The organism is Cyclobacterium xiamenense (assembly GCF_900109255.1).
Classification (GTDB): domain Bacteria; phylum Bacteroidota; class Bacteroidia; order Cytophagales; family Cyclobacteriaceae; genus Cyclobacterium; species Cyclobacterium xiamenense.
In genome coordinates, this window is record NZ_FNZH01000004.1 from 509,021 (window position 1) to 533,713 (window position 24,693).

Below are 24,693 nucleotides of genomic sequence, written 5' to 3' on the forward strand. Positions count from 1 at the left end.
TTTTCATACAAACCGAAACGAGTCGCAAAAATGAACCTGATCGGGTTACTTGCATTATTCCTTACGCTGTGGGCCTCCGGGGTACCCAGGACAACTATCCTTTACGTGGCGCCCCATGGGGCCGATACCAATCCCGGTACGCTGGAGAAACCGCTGGCTTCCCTGACCGGAGCCAGGGATTTTATCCGGAAGCTGGGTACGGCCGATTCCGTATGGGTTAAAATTGCCCCGGGGGATTATTACCTGACGGCTCCCCTGGAGCTCAGCGCTGCCGATGCGGCACCGATCGTTTTTGAAGGAATGGGCGATCCGGTCAATCTGTATGGGGGCGTAGCGGTGAGCAGCTGGGAAAAGGTAAGCGACCGACTGTGGCGAGCGGCTGTTCCCCCGCCTTATGCAGGTAATTTCCCCGTAGAGCAGCTCTTTGTAAACGATAAACGAGCCATTCGGGCCAGGATGCCCAACACCGGGTTTTTTCAGGTGATGGGTGTCGAACAAACGGTGTTGGAACAGGGGCAGGGGCGTTTGCCGGAGTTTGCCATCCAAAAGCTGCGGCTAAACCCCGAGGACCTTGCCTTGCTAAAAAACGAAAATCCCGAGCACATCCAGCAGGCCGTGATTTCCTTGTACCACAAGTGGGACGTCACCCGAAAATTCATCGACCATTTTGATGCGGATTCTTCCCTGGTATACATCCGGGGAAAGGGCATGCAGCCCTGGAATCGGCTGGATGCCCGTACGAACTATACCATCGAAAACGTACCGGCTGCATTGGATGCTCCCGGTGAATGGCTTTGGAAAGAGGACGGGTACCTGTATTACATCCCGAGGGAGGGAGAGGCGTTGGAGTCCATCGCTGCCTATGTGCCCGTTACCGACAAATTTATGACCATCAGCGGAGACCCATCGAATCCGGTCAGCAACAAAGCATTTAAAAACATCCGCTTCAAAGTGGCGGGCTATCACATGCCCGGGCAGGGGCACGATCCCCTACAGGCGGCGGCTACGGTGGATGCCAGCATTACGGTCGATTACGCAGACAATATCCTGTTCGACAACTGTGAGGTGGCGCATACCGGATTGTATGGCATCTGGTTCAGGGGGCAATGCACCAACAGCCGGATCAGGCATAGTTACTTGCACGACTTGGGGGCCGGTGGCGTGAAGATCGGCGATTTTCTCTACCATCAAGAAGACACGAATGTTTCGGCAAACAATCTTGTCCACAACAGCATCATCCGGGATGGAGGGCATTTGTTTCCAAGCGCCGTAGGCGTCATTATTTTTCACTCCCGAGACAATGAGATTTCCCATAATGAGATTGCGGATTTTAGTTATTCCGGAGTTTCGGTTGGCTGGATGTGGGGTTATGTAGCGAGCGGGGTGGTGACCCAGATACCGGATAAAAACGGCAATCCGGAATGGACGGAAGGACCGTTTAAGAGCCCCGCTACGGGCAACGAGATCGCCTACAATCACATCCACCACCTGGGATGGGGGGAGCTTTCCGACATGGGGGGCGTGTACGTGCTGTCCGAAGCCATCGGGACGCAGGTTCATCACAATGTCATTCACCACGTCTATTCCGCCACCTACGGAGGCTGGGGCCTGTATACCGACGAGGGGGCCACGCAGGTGCGTATGGAGAACAACCTGGTCTATGCTTGCAAAAATTCCGGTTTCCACCAACATTACGGAAAGGAGAACCGAATACGAAACAATATTTTTGCCTCTAATTTGAAGGGGCAGCTGCAATTTACCCGGGTGGAAGCGCATCTGTCTTTTGAATTTTCTCACAACATAGTCTACACCCATACCGGTGAGATGTTGCTGGGCGATTGGAAAGAGGCAAACGTCAAGATGGGCAACAATTGCTATTGGGATACCCGTACTGCGGAGCCACTTTTCCAAAACATGTCCTTTTCGGACTGGGAAAAACAAAAAGACAATAATTCCCTGCTGGCTGACCCGGGGTTTGTTGACGCGGAGAACCACGATTACCGGCTGAAATCCCCGTCCATAGCCCGTAAAATTGGCTTCAAGCCTTTTGACTATTCAAAGGCAGGTGTGTATGGGTCGGATGAATGGAAAAAACTGGCAAGTCTGGATAAGGAGCGGATAGCGCTATTTGAGGAGATCGTTAGTGAGTTGGAAAAGTGACCGTCGTTTCTGTCCAAGGCGGAAAACGGGGCATCAGCAAGCACTGGTTGTGGACGGCTTAGGTAACCCAGAATCTATGCAGCCAGGAAAATTGAAGATGCCGAATCCAGAAAAATATCGGAGGAAACAGGCGAGATCCTCTTGATTTCACATTGGGCAAGGCAGGTGATCGTCACGTAACAAGTATAACTACATGAATAATAAAAGAAAAATTAGTTTTGTATTTCTGGTTTCTTTTTGTTTTTTGGGGACCATGGGTTTTGGGCAAACCCCAGATTCCCCCAACATCATCCTGATCATGGCCGATGACCTGGGCTGGGGAGACGTGGGGTTTAATGGAAACGAAATGATCCAAACCCCAGCACTCGATGCCATGGCTCAAAATGGTCTGGTCTTGCGTCGCTTTTATGCGGCCTCCGCCGTTTGCTCGCCCACGCGGGCAAGTGTGCTCACCGGCAGGCACCCGGAACGATACGGCATCACCCATGCCAATACCGGACACATGAAAAAAGAAGAACTCACCCTGGCCGAACTGGTAAAAGTACAAGGGTATACCACCGGCCATTTTGGGAAGTGGCACTTGGGGACCTTGACGGTGACCGAAAAAGATGCCAATCGGGGAGGCCCCCGGGGAGCAGCCCATTATGCACCGCCCTGGGAAAACGGCTTCGACGTCTCCTTTTCTACCGAATCCAAGGTACCCACTTGGGACCCCATGGTCACGCCGGGCCCTACTGCGGGAGATATTGGCAAGCGGGTGCCGGGCGAGCATTTTGGTACCTACTACTGGTCGGGAGAAAACCAAAAAGTTACGGATAACCTCTCCGGAGACGATTCCCGGGTCATCATGGATCGGGTCATTCCCTTTATCCACCGGGCTGCGGAAACGGGCCAACCCTTTCTATCGGTCATCTGGTTTCATACGCCCCACCTACCGGTGGTAGCAGGACCCGAATACCGAAATTTGTATGCCGGTTTGTCCGAAGACCAACAACACTATTACGGCAGCATAACGGCCATGGACGAACAGATCGGACGGCTACGAAGCGTTCTCCGGGAGAAGGGAATTGCCGAAAATACCCTGATTCTGTTTTGCAGCGACAATGGACCGGAGGGGCCGGAACCGGTCAACCGGACTCAGGGATCAGCCGGACCGTTTCGGGGGAGAAAACGCAGCCTGTACGAAGGCGGTATCCGCGTTCCCGCCCTGATCGAATGGCCGGCAAAAATTGACGGGGGACAGAAAACCAATCTTCCGATTTCTACCAGTGATATTTTTCCGACACTATTGGGTATATTGGGCATTGATAAGCAAAAGGGAGTGAAGCCCCTGGACGGTGCCGATGTTTTTCCACTAATTCAGGAAAATGAGCAAACGCGAGCATCCACCATCGCTTTTCGGTTTCAAAACCAACAGGTCATCATGGATAACCAATTCAAATTGTATTCGGCAGATAATGGAGAAAATTTCGCCTTATTTGACTTGATCCATGATCCCGGTGAAACAACCGATATCGCTGCGGCACATCCTCAAAAAGTAGCCGCATTATCCGGGGAACTGGAAAATTGGCTCCTCTCTTGTGAAAAAAGCAATCGCGGAGCAGATTATTGATCCTGTTCCTACACGTATTTAACAGAAACCCAAATCATGAACATCAAACTACTCTTTCTAGGGATTACCTTATCGCTTATGCAACTAGCACAAGCGCAGCAATCCGGTAAGGAGAAACCCAATTTTATCTTCATCTTTTCCGATGACCAACGCTACGACCTGATCGGCGCCCTTGGGCATCCGGAGGTGCTTACACCTAATCTGGATCGATTGGTCAAAGCAGGTTCGGCCTTTACCCATGCCTATAATATGGGCGCCTGGAACGGTGCCGTTTGCGTGGCCAGCCGGGCCATGATGATCAGCGGCCTTTCGGTATGGGATGCGCAGGCGCAGGAAAAAAACTTTCAGCAAATGGCCGATGCGGGTCAGTTTTGGCCCCAATTGCTCGAAAAATCAGGTTATGAAACCTACATGACGGGAAAATGGCACGTAAAAGCGGATGCAGAAAGCGTTTTTCAAAACGTGGTACACGTCAGACCCGGCATGCCCAACCAAACACCTGAAGGCTACAGCCGCCCCAAAAGCGAGACAGATACCACCTGGCAACCCTGGGATACGCGCTTTGAGGGGTTTTGGAAGGGAGGTAAGCACTGGTCCGAGGTGTTGGCGGATGATGCGTTGGGTTTTCTGGATCAGGCGAGCAAACGGGCATCGCCCTTTATGATGTACCTGGCATTCAATGCCCCCCACGATCCCCGGCAGGCGCCGAAGGAATTTGTCGATTTGTACCCCGTGGAAAGCATTGCCTTACCAGCCAGTCATATGGATAGGTACCCGTATAAGGACAGCATCGGGTTGAGTGAAAAATTACGGGACGAAGCCCTGGCTCCCTTTCCCCGGACCGCCTATTCGGTCCGAAAAAACATACAGGAGTACTACGCCATCATCAGCCACATGGATGCGCAGATCGGGAAAATACTGGATGCGCTGGAGCAATCCGGCAAAGCCGACAACACGTACATTTTATTTACGGCCGATCACGGTCTGGCGGTGGGCCATCACGGCTTGATGGGAAAACAAAACATGTTTGACCACAGCGTCCGCGCTCCCCTGCTACTGGTAGGCCCGGGTGTGCCGAAAGGAAAAAAATACCAGCAACAGGTGTACCTGCAAGACGTCAGTGCCACCATCCTGGACCTTGCTGGCATCGAAAAACCAAAAACTACCGTTTTCAACAGCCTGATGCCTTACATCAAGGAGGATGCGCCAAGCGCCTATCCGAGCATTTACAGTTCCTACCTCAACCTGCAACGGATGGTACGGACAGACCGATACAAATTGATTTTCTACCCGAAATTGAATAAAACCCTGGTGTTTGACCTGGAAAAAGACCCAAAAGAATTACGGGATCGTTCGGACGACCCGGCCTATGAGGGAGTGAAACGGCAGTTGTTGGTTTTACTGGCCGATCAACAGCGGGCGGTAAACGACCCGCTGGGCACCATTCTTCCCTAAATACCGGATCAAGAGAAAAGTAGCCCTAAAGAAGGGCGCACACCATCCCTGGTTTACTACCGAATGCGATACATCGGCGGCTATGGAAGATTACAATCTGTAGGCGGTCTTCCCGATCTGGAATCGGTGGCAGTGGTGACCGGCAAGAAGCCATGATAAGCACATGACATCGGGGCTGCCGTACCCTTCACAGGAAGGGATGATAATGAAAGCGAGATTCCATCCCGACCTTCGGTACAAAACAAGGTATGACCTAAGAAAATCAAAGTAAAAACAGATGAAAATTAGCTTTTTTGTTTTCCTAATTTGCTGCGTAGGCCCTCTCTTTGCCCCGGCACAGCAGGCAGCACCCATTGCTCAAAAGGCACCATTGGCCGCGGAAAGCGACTGGCTTCTCTATCGCTCCAATCAGCCCGCCAGCGTGCAAACCACCCAAGACGGTCACCTGGTGCTGCGCAACGGCCTGGTGAGCCGGACCTTTGCCACCGCGCCGAACGGGGCGACCATCGGACTGGAACACCTGCAGACCGGGGAGTCCTTCTTGCGCTCGGTGCGTCCCGAAGCAGCCATTCAGTTGAACGGAATCGCTTTTGACGTGGGCGGACTAACCGGGCAGCCCATTCACAATTATTTGCTTCCGGAATGGATCGCTTCCATGAAAGCAGATCCAGGGTCCTTCAAACTGGTATCTCATACCGTCGAAAACACCAAGGAGCGTTTTGCCTGGAAAAAACGACCCGAATGGATGCCCAAAGACATGCCTTGGCCGGCACCGGGAAAGGAACTTGTCTTTAGTTACCAATTGGACGAAGAGGCGATACAGGTGCTCTCGGAACGATCAATCGCGGACGAAAGTCGCAAAATCCTGTTCGGAGACTCTTTCGCTACCCTGCACGAAAATTGGAAACGCATGGAATCACCTGCCCACGAACGAAATTCCTTTATCAACGAAGGGAAAGCGGGAGAAATCATGGCTTTGGCCCATACGGCGGTGTATGCCGAGCAGCCGGTGCTTCCGGAAGCCAGGGTTTTTCTGGCGAAAATTGATCCGGGTACGGACCGGAGCAGCAGTTGGGGACCCGGGCTCGGACTGGTGTTTTCCGACAAGGTGATCAAAGTCAACCTTCGTCCGGGCGACAACGCGATCGGGTTTTACAACGGGCAGCAGGAGCAACGTCTGCCCGGCCCGGAAAGCGGGAAACCGGTTTGGTTGCGGATGGAATGGACCAAGGGTCAGTTGCAGGCGAGCTGGTCCCACGACAAAGAGGACTGGCAGGCAGTGGGTACGGTTTCACAGCAGGAGGCGCCACAACAGGTCCGTATTGGTAAAATGGATGCATCGGGCGGTAATACCGACCATTCCGAAAAAGGAGCCATTGGCCGCAGCAAAATCGACGAATTTTTTATGCTTGGGGAAATTTCTTCCAATGCAAAAGATGCCAGCCTGGCATCCTACCGCTACCTGCTGGGTATAACCGTAAACGTGCACTACGAATTATACGACGGCCTCCCGGTGTTCAGCAAATGGATTACCGTTGAAAATCGCTCCGACAGGTTGGTGACCGTCAATTCGTTTACCAGTGAAATCCTGGCGGTGACTGAACCCGAAAGTACCGTCGATAGCCGGGAGCAGTGGCAGCTTCCCAATGTAACGATCGAAACCGATTACAACTTCGGCGGCATGACCTCCGAAAACGTCTTGCGCTCCAGCATTGCCTGGAAACCGGATCCCTTGTACAAAACTCAGGTCAACTACGAGCGCACCATGCCCGTTTTGCTGGAGGTATCGCCCAAATACGGGCCGGAGCAGGAGCTGAACCCGGGGGCCTCCTTTTCATCGTATCGGGTATGGGAACTGCTACACGATAGCTGGGACCGCGAACGAAAAGGCTTGGAGCACCGGCGCATGATGCGCTCCCTGGCGCCCTGGGTGACCGAAAACCCCATCCTGATGCACGTCCGTTCGGCGGACACGGAAGCGGTGAAAAAAGCGATTGACCAGAGTGCCGAGGTGGGATTTGAAATGGTGATCATGACATTTGGCAGTGGATTCAATGCCGAAGATGGCCGTCCGGAAAACCTGGACAGGTTGAAAGGATTGGCCGATTACGCCCATGCAAAGGGAATCGCCCTGGGCGGGTATTCGTTATTGGCCAGTCGCCGCGTTGGAGGTGGAAACGACGTGGTAATGCCCGAGGGGATGACACCCCGGTTTGGCAATTCACCTTGTCTGGAAAGCGAATGGGGCCACGATTATTTTGAAACCCTGTATAATCTATACCGCACTACCGGACTCGATATCCTGGAGCACGACGGTTCGTATCCAGGCGATGTGTGTGCGGCAACGGATCATCCCGGACACAAGGGACTGGCCGATTCCCAATGGAACCAATACCGGCGGATTTCGGAATTTTACCAATGGGCCCGTTCCCGGGGGATTTACCTGAACGTCCCGGATTACTATTTTCTTACAGGCAGCAACAAAACCGGTATGGGTTACCGCGAAACCAATTGGTCCCTGCCCCGGGCCCAGCAGGAAATCATCGAGCGCCAAAATATCTACGACGGGACCTGGACCAAGACGCCCTCCATGGGCTGGATGTTTGTGCCGCTGGTACAATACCATGGGGGAGGGGAAGCCGCCACGATCGAACCACTAAAAGCGCACCTGCCGCATTACGAACAACGCCTGGCCAACCTCTTTGGCGCCGGCGTGCAGGCCTGCTACCGTGGTCCGCAATTGTACGATGCGCCCGAAACCAAAGCATTGGTTGAGAAATGGGTGGGCTTTTATAAAAAACACCGGGAGGTCCTGGATGCAGACCTCATCCACCTGAGGCGGCCGGATGGCCGCAATTGGGACGGTATCCTGCACGTAAACCCAAGCGGGGAAGAAAAAGGCTTGCTTATGCTGTACAATCCCCTGAACCAGGAAATCACCCGAACCCTTCGGGTTCCGGTATACTATACCGGGCTACACGAGCAGGTGCAGCTGGAAGACCAATGGGGAATACCGAAGACCCTATCCGTAGCCCGCGATTACAGCCTGAATGTGGAAGTCACCATTCCTGCACGGGGATACCGCTATTTTGTGTTAAAATAACCCCGCGCTAACGTACCGAAACCATGTATGTTCAGACCCTTTTTGTTCTTTTACTCTTTTTTACCGGGCAGCTGGCCCAGGCGCAGACGGCTGAACCCTCCGGCAAGCCGTTCCTTCCCGGGCTGGACGATTACAACGTTCGCTGGGATAGTCCCTCAAAAAATTCCCTGGGCTCCATGCCGGCCGGAAATGGCGATATCGGCATCAACTTCTGGGTGGAGGAAAATGGAGATGTCGTGTTTTACCTGTCCAAAACCGATGCCTGGAGTGGGAATGCGCGTTTGCTGAAGTTGGGAAAGGTGCGCTTGGCCCTGTCTCCCAACCCGTTTCGGGAAGGAAATTCCTTTTCGCAGGAACTGATCCTGCGGGACGGCTACATACACATTGAGGCGGGAAATTCAGAAGACCGGGTAGAAATAGAGGTCTGGGTCGACGCCAACCACCCTGTGGTAGAACTGGACGTAAAAAGCCGGAAGGAGATCAGCGCATCGGTGACCACCGAACCCTGGAGACTCGAGCCACGGGAGATCGCCGATAAGGTGGAAATCCACTCGGCCTACGGCTTGCAGTCCATCCAGGTAGCGAAAGACAGCCTCCTTGACCGGGATCCGGAAAGCCTGGTCTGGGCGCACCGAAACGAAGCGTCCATATGGGAGGCAAACCTCAAAATGCAAGGATTGGAAGGGTTTATCGCGAAAGGAAAGGATCCTTTGCTACACGCGACTTTTGGAGCGCTCATCCATTCGGAGGCCTTGCGAAAAACCTCCCCCGGCAAACTGGAATCAATGGAGGCCTTGAATCAATTCTCGGTATCCGTAGTCGCATTGACGGCCCAAACCGAAAGTCTGGGTGATTGGGAACAAGCGATCGGTGAGCTCGCCCGAAACGTAACTGCACGATCCCGCGAACAACGCCGAGAAGCCCATGCCGACTGGTGGCAGTCCTTTTGGGACAGAAGCTATATTTTTGTGAGCAGCCAAAAGGAACAGGAAAAGGAAAAAGTGGCCAATGTCTCAAAGAATTACAATCTTCAACGCTACATGCATGCCTGTTCGGGAAGGGGCAGGTACCCGATCAAATTCAACGGGTCCATCTTCACGGTAGATACCAAGCACCTGGACAACCGCTACGGAGGATTCGACGCCGATTACCGTCAGTGGGGTGGGCCCTACTGGTGGCAAAACACCCGCCTCCCGTATTGGTCCATGCTGGAAGCAGGAGACTTTGATTTGATGCAGCCGCTTTTCAGCTTATACCGGGAAATCCTCGACATCCGAAAATACGCCACGAAAACCTACTACGGGCACGAGGGGGCCTTTTATTTGGAGACCATGCGGCACTGGGGCACATTTGCCGAGGCCAATTACGGCCTTGACCGTCCCGATAGCCTTCCGCTGGGTACACCGGTTAATACCTTTATCCGGTATTACTGGCAAAGCGGACTGGAGTTTTCGCTCATGGGATTGGACTACTACGCCTTTACCAGCGACGATGAAACCCTGAAAACGCTGATTCTTCCCGTGGTCATCGCCGTTATGCGCTTTTTTGATCAGCATTGGGAGCGGGACGAAAACGGCAAGATACTGTTTGACCCGGCCATGGCCCTGGAGACCTACCAACAGGCAGTCAATCCCCTGCCGGAAATTGTGGGGATCGCCAGGGTTTGTTCGGAATTACTCGCATTGCCGGAGTCATTCCTGACCGAAGCCCAACGAGCCAGCTACCGCAGATTGTTGGGAGAGCTACCGGAAATTCCCGTGCGGGAGATAGCTGGGGAGCAGCGATTGGCTCCGGCACATGCCTACAGTGGGAAGCAGAATATTGAAAATCCAGAGTTGTATGCCATTTTTCCCTACCGTCGATTTGGCGTTGGGAAAGACAGCCTGGACCTGGCCATACGTACGTTTATCGCCCGCGAGTCCCGGGAAAACCGGGGCTGGCAGCAGCATTCCATCAAGGCGGCTTACCTGGGACTTACCGAGGAAGCTGCCGAACTGATGGCTGCCTATTTCAACGCCGGTACTACTGCCTACCGCTTTCCCACCATGTGGGGCCCAAATTACGATTGGACGCCCGACCAATGCCACGGTTCCGTTGCCATGATTGCTCTGCAGCGGATGTTGCTGCAATACGAGGGGGATGAACTGTACCTGTTTCCTGCCTGGCCCAAACACTGGGACGTGGCGTTTAAGTTGCATGCCCCGCAAAACACCACCGTGGAAGGAAAGCTGGAAAACGGAAAAATCACCTACCTGCACGTTTCGCCCGAAATGCGGAGCGAAGTCATCGTGCAGACGTTTTAAAACAAGAAAAGAAAGCGGAGGCCGGGAGTGATAATTCCGCTCCCCACTACACCATGAAAACCCATTTGCATCCCATGAGACGATCGATTACTGCAAGCCTCATCTATTTATTCAATCTGGTGGTAGCAGCCCAGGGGCAGGATATTTTTGTTTCCAGTAGGGGGCAGGATAGCAACCCCGGTACCCGGGAGGAACCGGTGGGCAGCTTGCAGGCAGCACGCGACCTGCTTCGTCAGTACACGGTAACCCACGACTTGCCCCAGGGAGGACTAACGATTTGGATTGCGGGCGGGCACTACGCGCAGACGCAGTCCCTGGTCCTGAATGAAAACGATTCCGGAAAGCCGGATGCGCCGATCGTATGGCGGGCAATGCCCGGAGAGGAGGTACGCATCACCGGAGGAAAAATCATTCCCGCGCAAGCATTCAAAAAGGTGTCGGACCCCACCGTCCTCCAGCGGCTTTCAACCGGTGCCCGAAACGCAGTACTTCAGGCCAATTTGAAGGAATTGGGTAGGAACGATTTCGGGGCGATCCGCCAATACGGCCATGCCATGCCCGTTACTCCTGCGCCCCTGGAGCTGTTCTTCAATGCCGAAGCCATGACCCTGGCAAGGTACCCGAACGAAGGATACGTGAAAATCGGAACAGTCATTGACCCCGGTTCCGTGCCTCGAAATCAGGACTACAGTAACCGCGGCGGAGTTTTCGAATACACCGATCCCCGCCACGAGGCCTGGGTCGGTCAGCACGATGTGTGGTTTCAGGGAACTTTTATGTACGGCTTTGCGGACGATAATATACGAGTGGAATCGATCAACCCAAAAACGAAACAGGTGAGACTGGCCATGCCTTCCCTGTACGGTGTAGGGAGCGGGCGGGATTTTCAGCACTACGTCGCCTACAATATTCTTGAGGAACTCGATCGTCCGGGCGAATGGTACCTGGACAGGCAGTCCGGTATGGTGTATTTTTGGCCACCAAGCTCGATTGCCGAGGGTTCCGTAATGGTCTCCCTGCTGGAAGACCCCATCATCAGCCTGGAAGGAGCAAGCCATGTGGTCATTCGGGACCTGACGGTAGAAGTGGGCAGAGGCATTGGTATCTACCTGGAACGGGGAACCGGAAATTTAATAGCGGGATGCACCGTTCGTAACGTCGGTACCAGTGGGATATTTATGGGGCAGGGGGCAATGCAAACCTTCCCATTCATTACCCATGACGACTACGAGGGCGTGCCGGTGTCCCGTAGAATTGGCAATTTGCAGGGGCATATTTACAAATACACCCACTGGGACCGAAAAGCCGGAACCAATCACGGAATTCTGAGCTGCGACGTCTACAACACCGGTAGCGGCGGGATTTATGTAAGCGGGGGAAATAAGCGCAAGCTGATACCGGGTAATAATTATGTAGAAAACTGTAAGGTGCACGCCTATAATCGGCGCAACAAATTTCTGTGGGCAGGGATCAATGTTGACGGCGTGGGCAACCGGATCAGTCATTGCGAGATATTCGATTCCGAGTGGCAGGGAATATACGTGCATGGAAACGAACACCTTTTTGAGTACAACCACATCCACCACGTGACGCTCAATTCGGACGATACCTCTCCCTGGTACATTGGCCGGGACCCCAGTGACCGCGGCAATGTGCTACGGTACAATTATTTTCACCATTGCGGCAACCCCGAGCGCATGAACATGGGCATTTACTGCGATGATTCCACCACCGATGTACTGGTATACGGCAACGTGTTTTATAAGATGAATACCAAACACGGTGTGCTTTTTACCAATAGTGGCTGGGATTTGACCATGAAAAACAATATGGTCATCGAGCCCCTAGCCCATACGGCGGTCGTATCGGCTCATTATTACACCTGGTATAGTGGCGGAGGCCCTTCCATGTTTGGCGAAGCCGGTCTCCTGAGAAGGCGCCTGTTGGAAAATATCGCTGTGGATCAGCCACCCTATTCAGAGCGGTATCCCGGGCTACGAAATTACCTGCATCCGATAGTTGAAGGCGAGGAATGGGAAGGCATGCGGGCGCGTAGAAATGTCCTGTTAGGAAACCTTATCGTGGGTGGGCCTGAAGACCCGGTGCACCGAATGGGTGGGGAACATGCGCAATTCGAATCGGTGAACAATTTTCGGACAGACGAAGATCCGGGATTTGTTGATTACGAAAACGGGAATTTCAACCTGAAACCCCATGCCGAGGTATTCAAACGAATCGAGGGATTTGAGGCCCTACCCTTCGACCAAATGGGTCTGTACCGGGACGAGTTTCGGACCGAATTACCGGAATAAGTTAGGTCCCGGTTTCGCTACGATAAGCCTGGATTTTAAGCGAAGGATTAGTTTATTCAGTTATTTTTTTTACATTTAGTTGTCATAGGGGAAACCCTGAGAAAAAACTTGTCGGTATGCTCTTATGCGGTTTTTAGCCATAGGGCCCGATAGGAATTTCATCGATTAACTTAAACCCGGAGATTGAGACCGCTTATACACCAAAGTGAAAAGGAGTTGGTACGTTCCCTTAGGCAAGGGGATATGAAGGCTTTTGACGAATTGTACCACCGGTTTCTGCCCAAACTACTCGGTTTTGCCTACAAGTACCTGAGCGATGAAATGGAGGCGGAGGAGACCGTACAAGTGATATTTATAAAAATTTGGGAGGGACGAAAATCCCTGGACGAGAACAAAAACTTCAAAGCCTATTTGTTCCAATCCGTTAAAAATCAGCTGCTCAATAAATTAAGAAACCAAAAGAAAAACTGTACCATCGAGGATATTCCGGAAAAGTATTGCGTAAGTACGGAAAACGTTTTTGAAAAGTTGACCTACAAAGAACTGGAAGATGCAGCCACAGAGCTGATTCGAAATTTGCCCAAAACCCAGCAGCAGGTTTTTGTATTGAATAAGATTGAGGGTTTGAGCCCCAATGAAATTGCTTCCCGGATGTGCCTGTCACGAAGGACGGTTGAACACCACATTTACCTGGCTACGAAATTCCTAAAGGGGGAACTGATGCATAAAACCTCCCTGTACGGACCGCTGCTGTTTCTTTTTCTGTAAAGTACCGGTTGTTTTCGAGTCCCATTGCGTTGAAAAACAACCAAATTTTCTAACAATTTATACTGTAAATTCCAAATTTAATTTCCATCAACTGCCCGGTTGATGCTGGGGTAGAATAATTTTTTTATTTTTTTACGTAATATGTTTGTTTCAAGTGTATTGCTTGAAACAACCCGCGTTTTGAAAGAAGAAAAGTTGATCCGATTTTTGAATAACCGCACTTCGCCCGAAGAGAATCGGGAGGTCACCGAGTGGCTGGCAGAAAATGGAGCGGAAGACCGCTTTATCGACATGCTTCGGAAGACGTGGGAAGCGGAAGCGCTCCCACAGGTGACCGAGTCCAAGCAACGGCAATTGCTGGAGCAGATCCATCGGGCCACTGTGAAACACCAGAGGCAGCGGCCAGCTTCGCAGGTTTTTGGATTCTTTTTTACGTTTGGCCGAATGGCGGCCACCTTTTTATTGGTTGCTTTTACTGCCTTTTACCTGCACGAGGCGTTCCTTCAAAGAGACACCGTAGAACCGCTGGCAGCACTTCCTCCCACGAAAATACAGAAACATACGCAGGCCGGAGAAAAGTTGACGCTACGCTTACCGGATCAGTCCGAGGTGATTGTCAATTCCCTTTCCACCATCACGTTTTATTCGGACTTTGGCGTTCGAACCCGGGAGATCGAGTTAGAGGGCGAGGCGTTCTTCACCGTTGCACCGGATAAGGAAAGGCCCTTTGAAGTGAAGACCGGTACGGTAAAAACAACGGCTTTGGGCACGGCATTCAATGCCTATGCCAGAGAGGAAGTCGTTCGGATTTCACTGACGGAGGGCAAGGTAGCCGTTGCCAGGGAGGACGAACAGCTTTCGCTAGAGCCGGGCGAGATGGCTTCGGTCCAATTGAATGCCCATTCTGCATTACGCAAAGGGACGTTTGATCCCATGCAGACAACGTTATGGAAGGAGGGGATGATCCGGTTCCAAAGCGAGCCTTTTGGCGAGATCCTGCAATCCCTGGAGCACTGGTACGGTGTCCGATTTGAGCGCAGCGGCGATACGAACAGAAAAGTTACGGGGCTTTTCAAGAACGAAAGCCTGGACGCTATTTTGACCGGTTTGAGTTTCTCGCTCGGTTTTGACTACGAAATTGATAAAAAGAATGTTCGAATAAAATTTTGATTGCCTATGATAAAAATCAAAAAGCAGGATAAAATTCCCATCGCCAAATGAAACATTTTACCCTGCTGCTTTACTGAAATCAATTCAATAAAACACCTAAAATTATGAAAAGAAAAATACTATACCTAATCAAGATGGTATCGAAAAACCTGTTTTACGGCTGTATTATCCAGTGCCTATTCATGACCACCTTGTTGGCCAATGACTCCAAAGCACAGGTGAAGCCCATCGACGAGACCTTTCTCCGGATGGCCGATAAAGCCTGGAGTTTAAGCGACGTGTTTAAAAACCTGGAGTCCAAAACCGACTACGTATTCATTTTTCCGGACGATTTGCTTGTCGACCGGGATCCGGTCGTGTTGAAAGCCGGAAAGCAATCTGTGAACGATGTGCTCATACAACTGGCCCAGGCTTCCAAGTTGAAGTTCAGGCAGGTCAATAATGCGATCTATGTTGGTGGAAGCAGTTCGTCTGCACAGCAGCGGGAGATATCGATCACCATTGAATTTGTGGAGATCACGGGAAGGATTGTGGACGAGCAGGGGCAGCCGGTTCCCGGAGCCACCGTATTGATCGAAGGGAGCAGTACCGGTACGGTTTCCGACATCGACGGTAATTTTTCCATCGAAGCGGCCGAGGGATCCGTTTTGCTGGTGTCTTTTATCGGCTACGAATCCCAGCGGATCACGGTAGGCAGCCAAACCAACCTAAACATCACCTTACGCGAAGACCAATCCTCGCTGGAAGAAGTGGTGGTGGTGGGATATGGAACGCAGAAGAAGCGAGATATTACGGGTTCTGTCGCATCTATTGGGGAAGAAGGTTTTAATCCAGGGGTAGTCACTTCAGTGGACCAATTGATTGTTGGAAGGGCTGCTGGTGTTCAAATAACCCAGGCCAGTGCCGAACCCGGAGGAGGGGTAAGTATACGAATTAGAGGAGCTAATTCCATAAATGCCAATAATGAGCCATTGTATGTGATTGATGGATTACCCATTGATAACGGCGCATCTACGCCAAGTTCGGGAGTAATTAATAACCCCACACCCCGGAATCCATTGAATGCGTTAAATCCAAGTGATATTCAATCCATTGAGATACTCAAAGATGCTTCTGCTACGGCCATCTACGGTTCCAGAGGTGCCAACGGTGTGATTCTGATTACTACGAAAAAAGGGCAACAGGGTAAAATGAAAGTCAACTATAACGGGTATTATGGAACCCAGGAAGTGGCGAATCGGATAGATATGTTGGATGCTCAACAATACATGTCCCTTCTCAATGATTTAAGAGCAGAGAATAATCAGGCTCCGGAGTTTTCTCAAAGCGAAATAAGCGAGGTGGGAAGTGGTACCGATTGGCAGAGGGAGATTTACAGAACGGCCTCTGTTCAAAACCACCAACTTTCATTTTCCGGGGGAAACGAAGAAACGAGGTATTTTGCCTCGTTGAATTATTTTGATCAAGATGGGGTAGTAATAAATTCTGGAATTAAGCGATATACCGGAAGGATGAATATTGAACACCTTTCGGGAGAAAAATTTATCTTCGGAATGAACTTAAACACAAGTTTTATTGAAGATAATTTTGTGCCGTTTGGTATTGGAATCAATGAAAATGCGGGCGTTATTAATTCTTCGATCTATCAGGATCCCACAATGCCAATTTTCGATGCAAATGGAAATTATTTTCAGTCGCCGATTGTCAATTTGGAAAACCCCGTTGCGTTTGCCAACGATGTATACGACATGGCTGAGACGAATCGAACCTTTGGAAATGTTTATGGACAATACAATTTGAATGATGAATTTTCCATAAAATTAAACCTGGGGTCAGATAGGCAAACATCCAGACGGGATAACTATGTAGCGACTTCAACAAGACGAGGGGGATTTAACGGTGGAATTGCCGATGTCCGATCCAATGAAAGGAGCAATTACTTGCTGGAACTGACGACCAACTATACCAAAGAAATTAATGATCATAAAATTAATTTTTTAGCTGGCTATACCTATCAGGAATTTGTAGGAAGATTCGTTAGGTCCAGTGGACAAAACTTTCCTTCCGATGCTTTCCTTACAAATAATTTAGATGCGGGGTCTCAAGGTACGTTTGCAATTGGTACCAATAAATTTAGGAACCAATTATTATCCTACTTAGGTCGGGCGAATTATTCATTTGCTGACAAGTACCTAATGACCGTTTCATTCAGAGCAGATGGTTCCTCCCGATTTGGGGAGAACAATAAGTTTGGCTACTTTCCATCGGTTGCGCTCGGTTGGCGAATCATCGATGAGCCATTCATGAGCGATCAGGATTTTTTCTCTGAATTGAAGTTTCGGTCAAGTTATGGGCTAACGGGTAACCAGGAAATTGGAAACTATAATTCGCTCATATTACTTGGTACACAAGGACAGGCGCAATTTGATGGGAATCCATTTGTTGGAATTTCCACTACCCAGGCACAGAACCCAAATCTAAAATGGGAGGTGACCAAACAACTCAATTTAGGATTGGACTTTAGTTTCCTTTCCGGTAGGATCGACGGAGCCGTGGATTATTTCTACAAGCAGACCGATGATTTGTTGATGTTTCTGCCGATTCCAAGAACGACAGGCTTTAACAGTTCGCTACAAAATGTAGGGAGCATGGAGAATCAGGGATTTGAATTCACGCTTTCCTCAAAGAACATTGTCGGGGAGTTTTCCTGGAATACCTCCTTGAACTTTTCTGTGATAAGAAATAAGGTGTTGGATATTTCTGGACTACCATTCATTTTGCAGGGTGGTGCAGGATTCACCCAGAATATATCCATAATACAAGAAGGACTTCCTTTAAACTCTTATTTTGGCTTTGTTGTGGATGGAATTTTCCAACAGAATGACGATATAGAAAATTCACCTCAACCACTCGCCAAGCCAGGTGAATTAAAATACAGGGATGTCAATGGCGATGGCCAGATTAGTCCCGCTGATAGGGATATATTGGGTTCACCTTTTCCAGATTTCACTTATGGTATCAATAACTCATTCAGTTTCCGGAATTTCGATTTATCCTTCTTTATACAGGGAGTTCAGGGAAGCCAGATATTTAATTTCAACAGGGTAGAGTCGGAGAATCCCATTTCTTTCCGAAGAAACCGTTTGGCGGTCTCTTACACGGATCGATGGACTCCAGAAAACCCGACTAACGAAAATACGAACGGCCAGCCAGTAAGCGTGGCTTATGGGGGGCCTGTCAACAGCCGGGCTATTGAAGACGCCTCCTTCGTAAGATTAAGGAACGTACAACTGAACTATCGAATTCCAAACCTATCTAGTAAGTATTTTTCCAACGCAAGCATTTACCTATCCGGTCAAAACCTGGTCACGCTAACCAATTATTCAGGAATGGATCCTGAAGTCAGCTCATTTGGGACGTCCAATGTCAGAGCCGACTACAATGCGTACCCGTTTACCAGAATGTTTACATTGGGAATCAATTTGGAACTTTAAACCGTGAAAAAAATGAAAATCAGTCATATAAAAATACTTACCGTCCTTTTTTTAGCCATTTCTATCCAAGGGTGTGCAGATCTATTGGAGGAAGAAGTTTATTCGGTATTGGGGCCGAGCAACTTTTTCCGAACAGCGGAGGACGCTGAATCATTACTTAATTCTGCGTATGCATCGGATCAACGAAGAAGCAGTAGGGATTATTTGTTGCTCTCCGAATTGACATCCGACCTCTTGATACAAAGAGGAGGAGGCCTTCGAAGGAGTGCCCAGTTAATTGAGGATTTTACCTGGGACTCTACGCACCCGTTTTTAGATGTTCAATGGGGTAGGGACTACACAGCTATCTATCGATCGAATCTAATAATTGATATAGTTCCCGATATCGAAATGGATGAGGCGAGAAAGCAACAAATAATTGCAGAGGCCCGATTTATTAGAGCAAGTAATTATTTTTACCTTTTTGATGTATTTGGTCCTGTTCCTTTGATCACCAATAGTGATCTGGAAATAGAGGCAAGGCCTGGTCGGGCCAGTCGGGAGGAGATGATTGGATTCATTGAAGATGAATTACAAGCTGTAAGCCAAATTTTGCCTGTGGAGGCAAGGAACTACGGGCGGGCGAATAAAGGCATTGCCCTGAGTTTATTGACGAAGTTTTACTTAAACAATAAGAAATGGCAGGAAGCAGCGGCGACAGCCCAGCAAGTCATTGATTTAAATAAATATAGTTTGTTTAACGGATCCTCCAGGAGTGCGCTTTTCGATATAGAAAATGAGGAGAATGACGAATTTATTTACATTCGTCCAAACCTACCAATTCCTGGATTAAGCACTAGTTATTTAGCTCACGCGGCGCCACCTTCGTATCAGTTTAAATTTCCCCCTCGGGGAAACTTTGCCGCACAATACCAATTATTGGATGGATTTGTAAACTCTTTTCACACGGATGACCAAAGAAAGCAGGTGATTATCCAAGAGTATATTGACGTTAATGGGAATTTAATAGATCTGGGACCTGACAATTCCAGAAGTTTCAAATTTGGAGAGGACCCTAGTGGAGTTGGTACAAACATGGGAAACGATTTCCCCATTTTAAGGTATGCCGATATTCTTTTATCCAGGGCCGAGGCCTTAAACGAAATAGCGGGACCATCTGAGGAAGCAATTTCACTAGTCAATGAGGTCCGTGAGGTTGCAGGAGTACCTGCGCTAATGTTGGCTGATTTTTCCAGCAAAGAAGAACTCCGTGATCATATCCTTGAAGAAAGGGGCTGGGAGTTTTTCACCGAAGAATTGCGACGACAAGATTTAATACGGCACGGAAAATTTATTGAATTAGCAATAGAACGGGGTAAGAATGCCTTTGATTACCATGTTCTATTTCCAATTCCTCAAAATGAAATCGACCGAAACCCCAATCTGGAACAAAATCCTGGGTATTAGCAAGACGCATCGTGATACTATATGTTCGAATCTCACAATTTTACCAGAAAACTTACTGTCTCCGCTTTATGCTTTTCAAAAACACGTTGACGCTGATAACGGTCTTATTTGTGATTTCTTGCCGACAAGGGAAGGACCAGTCGCTTGTCACAAAAAGGCCAAATGTAGTATTCATTCTTGCGGATGATTTAGGTTATCATGACCTGAGCTGTATGGGAAGTTCATTTTACGAAACTCCCCATATAGACCGTATCGCAGCGGAGGGAATGGTTTTTACGAATGGGTATGCAACCTGTCAGGTTTGCAGTCCTTCCCGGGCCAGCCTCATGTCTGGAAAATTTCCCGCCAGGCATGGAATTACCGATTGGATAGGTGCCAAAACCGGGGAAACCTGGAGAGAAGCTGGAAGATTTAATAAACTACTTCCCCCGGAAAATAAAGGTCATTTGGATTTGAATTACACAATTCTTCCTGAAGCCTTAAAAGCAGCGGGGTACACCACGTTTTTTGCCGGGAAATGGCATCTGGGTGGCGAAGGTTCCTACCCGGAAGACCATGGATTTGATATCAACCAGGGTGGATTTGAACAAGGAGGTCCGTATACAGGGGGATATTTCTCTCCGTTCAATAACCCCAAAATGGAGGACCATGAAGATGAAATAGGAATGAGTTTATCGATGAAATTGGCAAAGGAAACCGCAAAATTTATTACCGATAACCAAGATACCACCTTTTTTGCTTTTCTATCATTCTATGCGGTTCATTCGCCTATTCAGACCACCAAAGAGAAATGGTCCAAATACCGGCAGAAAGCCGAAGAGTCAGGAGTAGCTAAAAGCGGATTTAAAATGGGGCACTTTCTTCCGATCCGGCAGGAGCAAGACAATCCTGTCTATGCTGGACTTGTGGAAACCATGGACGATGCCGTTGGACATGTGTTGCAAACGCTGGATAAGCTGGGTTTGGACGATAATACCATTGTAATCTTTACCTCTGATAACGGTGGTGTGTCAGCAGGCGACGCCTTTGCCACGTCGAATCTTCCCTTGCGAGGAGGTAAAGGATATCAGTACGAAGGAGGAATACGGGAGCCTTACTTTATCAAAACTCCTTTTTTGGACAATGCGGGAAAAACTTCAGATGCCCCAGTGACAGGAACGGATTTTTACCCCACGTTACTGGAACTGATCGGTGAGGAATTAAAACCTGAAGCGCATACGGATGGGGTGAGCTTGGTCCCGCTGCTTACTGGGGGAACGATTGATGAAAGGTCCCTGATTTGGCATTATCCCCATTATGGCAATCAGGGGGGAGAGCCGTCCTCCATTATACGCTTGGGCGAATGGAAGCTGATTCATTATTACGAAGATGGCAGGGAAGAATTGTACAACCTGGATCAGGATTTGGAAGAAGACCATGATGTGGCGGCTGATCATGTGGAATTGGCCGCTGAGTTGAGTAATCAGCTTTTTGACTACCTGGAGGAAGTTGGCGCGTTGTACCCCGAAAAAGACCCCCAGTATGATCCGGCGAAGGAGCAGGAGTACCTGGAAAGGGTCAGAAATGTTCGAATGCCAGCCTTGGAAAAACAGCGGATGGAATTCCTGTCCAAAGAGTTTGACCCAGGCAATAATTGGTGGGGCAGTGAGGTGTATAATTTGAAACCGTAATTTTCTTTGAAAGCCTAATATTTTGCTTTATTATTAATACGTTTCCCTTTGGTATGTAACGAAAAAAGTGAGCGCATCTCAATTCAAACAACTCGATTGGGATGCGTAAAGTCGCTGCAGGGGGCAACATTGAGGTAGGTCAATCTAGAGAAGCCCCACCTCAAAGTAGATGCTTGGAGGTTGGGCCTTGGTTTTACCTCTCTTTAATGATTTCCGCGATATCCTCCGACGCGAGCGACGGATAGAATTGGCATTTGAAGGGACCCGCTTATGGGATATTTTCCGATGGGAAATTGGAGATGACGTTTTAAATGGTGATTTTTGGGGAGCCCCGTTTCCCGATTCGGAAAGGTACCCAACCACTTCAATCAAGTTGGACCCGCAATCCAGATGGTACGTCACCTCGAAAAGCTTTCGGCCCGGCGTCGACGATAAATGGCCTATCCCGGAATCTGAAACGAACATTAATCCAAACCTGGCCGATTAATCGCCTATAAAACCGAGCCCCCCCGACTGGCGTTATCCAGGCGGGTATGGGGCCGCTTGTAGAAAAATATAAACAAATGAAACGAAGACACGCAGTAAAAGCAATCGCACTCGGAACGGTTACTCCTCATTTGCTCTTGGGCGCATCCGCAGCAGCTAAACCCGGCCCTCAGACCCTTAGAACGATGGCCGCTTCGCCTTTTGCCAGTACCTGGCAACAATGGCCGGATATGCCCTGGGTGGGCCCGGAATATTGGGGAAATCGACTGCAGGACTGGGAAATCAGACAGGGGAGAGCCGTGTGTGTGATCGCTAATAAAAATCGTTCCCTGTACAGCCTTACCCATCAATTGGGAACCGAAACCGGGAATTTTACCCTGCAAGTAAGCCTGGAATGGCTCAACGCCGCAGCCAAAGGCCTTCCCGAAGCCTATGCCGGATTTCGCCTGGCGGCCAAAGGGAAATTTGACGATTACCGCTCGGCGGCCGTTTTTGGCCAGGGGCTGGACGCGGGTATCAACGGTCAGGGCTACCTGTTTGTCGGTGAAAAAACCGGCAGCCAGCCCATCCCGCTTGACGCGGAAGTAACCCTGCGCCTCGATGGAACAGGCAATGAACTGCAACTCAAAGCCCTGCATGCCGGTAACGGTAAATTGCTGGGTATGTTGACCTATACCCAACCCAATGCAAACTGGGAAGGCAACCTGGGCCTGTGTGCCCATTTCCCACTGGAAGGAAACAGCGATCCTTCGGTAGCCTTTTCCGATTGGCAGATTTCCGGCAACGCAATTGTCGGCAGCCCGGAGCAGGTATTCGGCCCCATCTGCTTTGCGCAGTACACGCTGCACCGGGGCACCTTGAAACTGGCCGCTCAGCTGGCCCCTGTAGATCAGGTTCCCGGCCTGAAGGTAAGCTTGCAGGTAAAAAAGAACGGTCAATGGACCACAGTGCAACAAAGCAAACCCGATCCCCTCGGCCGGGTTGCACATTTCCGTCAGGAAAACTGGAGCGCCGAAGAAGCCGTTCTCTACCGGGTGAAACTGGACCTACCGTTGAAATCAGGCCTAAAACCCTATACCTACGAAGGGACCATTGCCCGGGAACCTACTTCCGAAGAAAAAGTAAAAATGGCCTTGTTTAGTTGTAATGCCGACTACGGGTTTCCCGATCAGGAGGTGGCTGTAAACGTGGGCAAGCAGCAACCGGACCTGGCGGTGTTTCTGGGCGATCAGTTTTACGAAAGTACCGGGGGTTTTGGCATCCAAACAGCGCCCCTGGAAAAATCCAGTCTGGATTACCTGCGCAAATGGTACCTGTTTGGCTGGTCTTACCGGGAAATTTTCCGCCATATTCCCAGCGCCTTTATACCCGATGACCACGACGTATACCACGGTAATGTCTGGGGTGAAGGCGGAAAATCAGCACCAACCGACGAGGGATGGGGCTACGTGGCACAAGATCAGGGAGGCTACAAAATGCCTCCCGAATGGGTGAACATGGTGCAGTTGACCCAAACCGGGCACCTGCCGGACCCCTACGACCCCCGTCCGGTAAAGCAAGGAATCGGTACCTATTATACCGATTGGCTTTACGGTGGCATCAGCTTTGCTATTCTGGAAGATAGAAAGTTCAAATCTGCACCCAAAAATGTCCTGCCCGAAGAGGCCAAGGTACTCAACGGCTTTATTCAAAATCCCGAATTCGATATCAAAGCGCACTACGACGTGGACGCACAGTTACTGGGTGAACGTCAACTGGAATTTCTGGAGCACTGGTCCACGGACTGGACTCAGGGAGCCGAAATGAAAGCGGTTTTGTCGCAAACCAACTTCTGTACGGTGGCCACCTTACCAAAAGGCAGCATCATCGATAGCATCGTACCCAAATTGCCCATCCCGCCTCCGGGGGAATACGTCTCCGGCGATGCCCCCACCACGGACATGGACTCGAACGGATGGCCCCAAAAAGGTAGAGACGAAGCGCTTCGGATCATACGAAAAGCTTTCGCCCTTCACGTGGCCGGAGACCAACACCTGGCCTCGGTGGTGCACTACGGGGTAGACGAACACGGGGATGCCGGCTATGCCTTTGCCGGACCGGCATTGAACAATCTTTTTCCCAGACGCTGGTGGCCGGAATTGCCCGAAGGGCATGTGCCTTTACCGGGAAAACCAGCCTATACCGGTGATTTTGAAGACGGCTTTGGTAACAAGATGACCGTTCATGCCGTGGCCAATCCTCAAAAGAGGGACCGGGAACCTGCCTTGATCTACGACCGGGCCACGGGATACGGCCTGGTCACCTTTGATAAAGTTCAGAAGGAAATGCACCTGGAATGCTGGCCCCGATACGTAGATCCGGAAGAGAATCCGGATGGACAGTACGCAGGCTGGCCCATGACCATTTCCCAGCAGGACAATTACGCCAGGGCGGCTGTCGGTACCCTACCGGAACTGGACCTAAGCGCCTGTCGACAACCGATTGTTCAGGTTAGGGACGAGGAAAGCGGGGAGTTGGTCTATTCCCTACGCGTGCGGGAAAAGCACTTCCGTCCCAGGGTCTTTTCCGACGCCAAACACATCGTGCGTGTTTGGGAAGATGGTGCGAACAGGGAACAGGTTTTTTCCGGATTGACACTGGATCGTCTGGAAGAAAACCAGTTGCAGGTCATCCCGCAACCCTTGCAAGCGTAATTGAAATTTACTAGTCACGTC

The 24,693-nt window shown here is 50.2% G+C and carries 13 protein-coding genes; all 13 read left to right on the forward strand.

The features are described from left to right. Positions 1–30: 30 nt before the first annotated feature. Positions 31–2,160, forward strand: coding sequence for a right-handed parallel beta-helix repeat-containing protein (locus BMW71_RS15625; RefSeq protein ID WP_092175928.1), 2,130 nt, complete (start codon positions 31–33; stop codon positions 2,158–2,160). Between the two features lie 193 nt (positions 2,161–2,353). Then, on the forward strand, positions 2,354–3,772 hold the full coding sequence (locus BMW71_RS15630; RefSeq protein WP_244891192.1) for a sulfatase family protein: 1,419 nt from the start codon (positions 2,354–2,356) through the stop codon (positions 3,770–3,772). 36 nt (positions 3,773–3,808) lie between these two features. Beyond that, the gene (locus tag BMW71_RS15635; protein WP_092175930.1) at positions 3,809–5,227 is read left to right on the forward strand and encodes a sulfatase family protein; all 1,419 of its coding nucleotides are present in this window, start codon (positions 3,809–3,811) and stop codon (positions 5,225–5,227) included. A 277-nt stretch (positions 5,228–5,504) separates the two neighbouring features. Further along, on the forward strand, positions 5,505–8,330 hold the full coding sequence (locus tag BMW71_RS15640; RefSeq protein ID WP_092175933.1) for a hypothetical protein: 2,826 nt from the start codon (positions 5,505–5,507) through the stop codon (positions 8,328–8,330). Positions 8,331–8,353: 23 nt separating this feature from the next. Further along, positions 8,354–10,633, forward strand: a complete 2,280-nt coding sequence (locus tag BMW71_RS15645; protein ID WP_092175936.1) for a DUF5703 domain-containing protein — start codon at positions 8,354–8,356, stop codon at positions 10,631–10,633. A gap of 74 nt (positions 10,634–10,707) precedes the next feature. Further along, positions 10,708–12,945 carry a right-handed parallel beta-helix repeat-containing protein gene (locus tag BMW71_RS15650; RefSeq protein ID WP_177179667.1) on the forward strand — a complete coding sequence of 746 codons (2,238 nt, stop codon included), beginning with the start codon at positions 10,708–10,710 and terminating at the stop codon, positions 12,943–12,945. A 183-nt stretch (positions 12,946–13,128) separates the two neighbouring features. Then, positions 13,129–13,713 (forward strand): RNA polymerase sigma factor, encoded by a 585-nt coding sequence (locus BMW71_RS15655; protein WP_244891193.1) that lies wholly within the window; start codon positions 13,129–13,131, stop codon positions 13,711–13,713. Between the two features lie 180 nt (positions 13,714–13,893). Continuing rightward, entirely contained in the window at positions 13,894–14,883 is a 990-nt protein-coding gene (locus BMW71_RS15660; RefSeq protein ID WP_177179668.1) for a FecR family protein, read from the forward strand. A 104-nt stretch (positions 14,884–14,987) separates the two neighbouring features. Next, entirely contained in the window at positions 14,988–18,377 is a 3,390-nt protein-coding gene (locus BMW71_RS15665; RefSeq protein WP_092175943.1) for a SusC/RagA family TonB-linked outer membrane protein, read from the forward strand. A gap of 12 nt (positions 18,378–18,389) precedes the next feature. Beyond that, positions 18,390–19,823: a RagB/SusD family nutrient uptake outer membrane protein gene (locus BMW71_RS15670; RefSeq protein ID WP_092175946.1), complete on the forward strand. Its 1,434-nt coding sequence runs from the start codon at positions 18,390–18,392 to the stop codon at positions 19,821–19,823. Positions 19,824–19,891: 68 nt separating this feature from the next. Continuing rightward, on the forward strand, positions 19,892–21,493 hold the full coding sequence (locus BMW71_RS15675) for a sulfatase (protein ID WP_092175949.1): 1,602 nt from the start codon (positions 19,892–19,894) through the stop codon (positions 21,491–21,493). Positions 21,494–21,662: 169 nt separating this feature from the next. Beyond that, complete coding sequence (locus tag BMW71_RS15680; RefSeq protein ID WP_244891195.1) at positions 21,663–21,980, forward strand: RagB/SusD family nutrient uptake outer membrane protein; 318 nt, start codon at positions 21,663–21,665, stop codon at positions 21,978–21,980. 76 nt (positions 21,981–22,056) lie between these two features. Continuing rightward, a complete protein-coding gene (locus BMW71_RS15685; protein ID WP_092176147.1) occupies positions 22,057–24,672 on the forward strand; it encodes an alkaline phosphatase D family protein in 2,616 nt (871 codons plus the stop codon). The last annotated feature ends 21 nt before the right edge of the window (positions 24,673–24,693 follow it).

What these genes read in the sequence shown, in the direction of transcription:
- BMW71_RS15640 (WP_092175933.1), top strand. Translation starts at nt 5,505, where the DNA reads ATGAAAATTAGCTTTTTTGTTTTCCTAATTTGCTGCGTAGGCCCTCTC.
- BMW71_RS15625 (WP_092175928.1), top strand. Translation starts at nt 31, where the DNA reads ATGAACCTGATCGGGTTACTTGCATTATTCCTTACGCTGTGGGCCTCC.
- BMW71_RS15680 (WP_244891195.1), top strand. Translation starts at nt 21,663, where the DNA reads ATGCTTGGAGGTTGGGCCTTGGTTTTACCTCTCTTTAATGATTTCCGC.
- BMW71_RS15665 (WP_092175943.1), top strand. Translation starts at nt 14,988, where the DNA reads ATGAAAAGAAAAATACTATACCTAATCAAGATGGTATCGAAAAACCTG.
- BMW71_RS15670 (WP_092175946.1), top strand. Translation starts at nt 18,390, where the DNA reads ATGAAAATCAGTCATATAAAAATACTTACCGTCCTTTTTTTAGCCATT.
- BMW71_RS15685 (WP_092176147.1), top strand. Translation starts at nt 22,057, where the DNA reads ATGAAACGAAGACACGCAGTAAAAGCAATCGCACTCGGAACGGTTACT.
- BMW71_RS15650 (WP_177179667.1), top strand. Translation starts at nt 10,708, where the DNA reads ATGAGACGATCGATTACTGCAAGCCTCATCTATTTATTCAATCTGGTG.
- BMW71_RS15635 (WP_092175930.1), top strand. Translation starts at nt 3,809, where the DNA reads ATGAACATCAAACTACTCTTTCTAGGGATTACCTTATCGCTTATGCAA.
- BMW71_RS15630 (WP_244891192.1), top strand. Translation starts at nt 2,354, where the DNA reads ATGAATAATAAAAGAAAAATTAGTTTTGTATTTCTGGTTTCTTTTTGT.
- BMW71_RS15645 (WP_092175936.1), top strand. Translation starts at nt 8,354, where the DNA reads ATGTATGTTCAGACCCTTTTTGTTCTTTTACTCTTTTTTACCGGGCAG.
- BMW71_RS15675 (WP_092175949.1), top strand. Translation starts at nt 19,892, where the DNA reads ATGCTTTTCAAAAACACGTTGACGCTGATAACGGTCTTATTTGTGATT.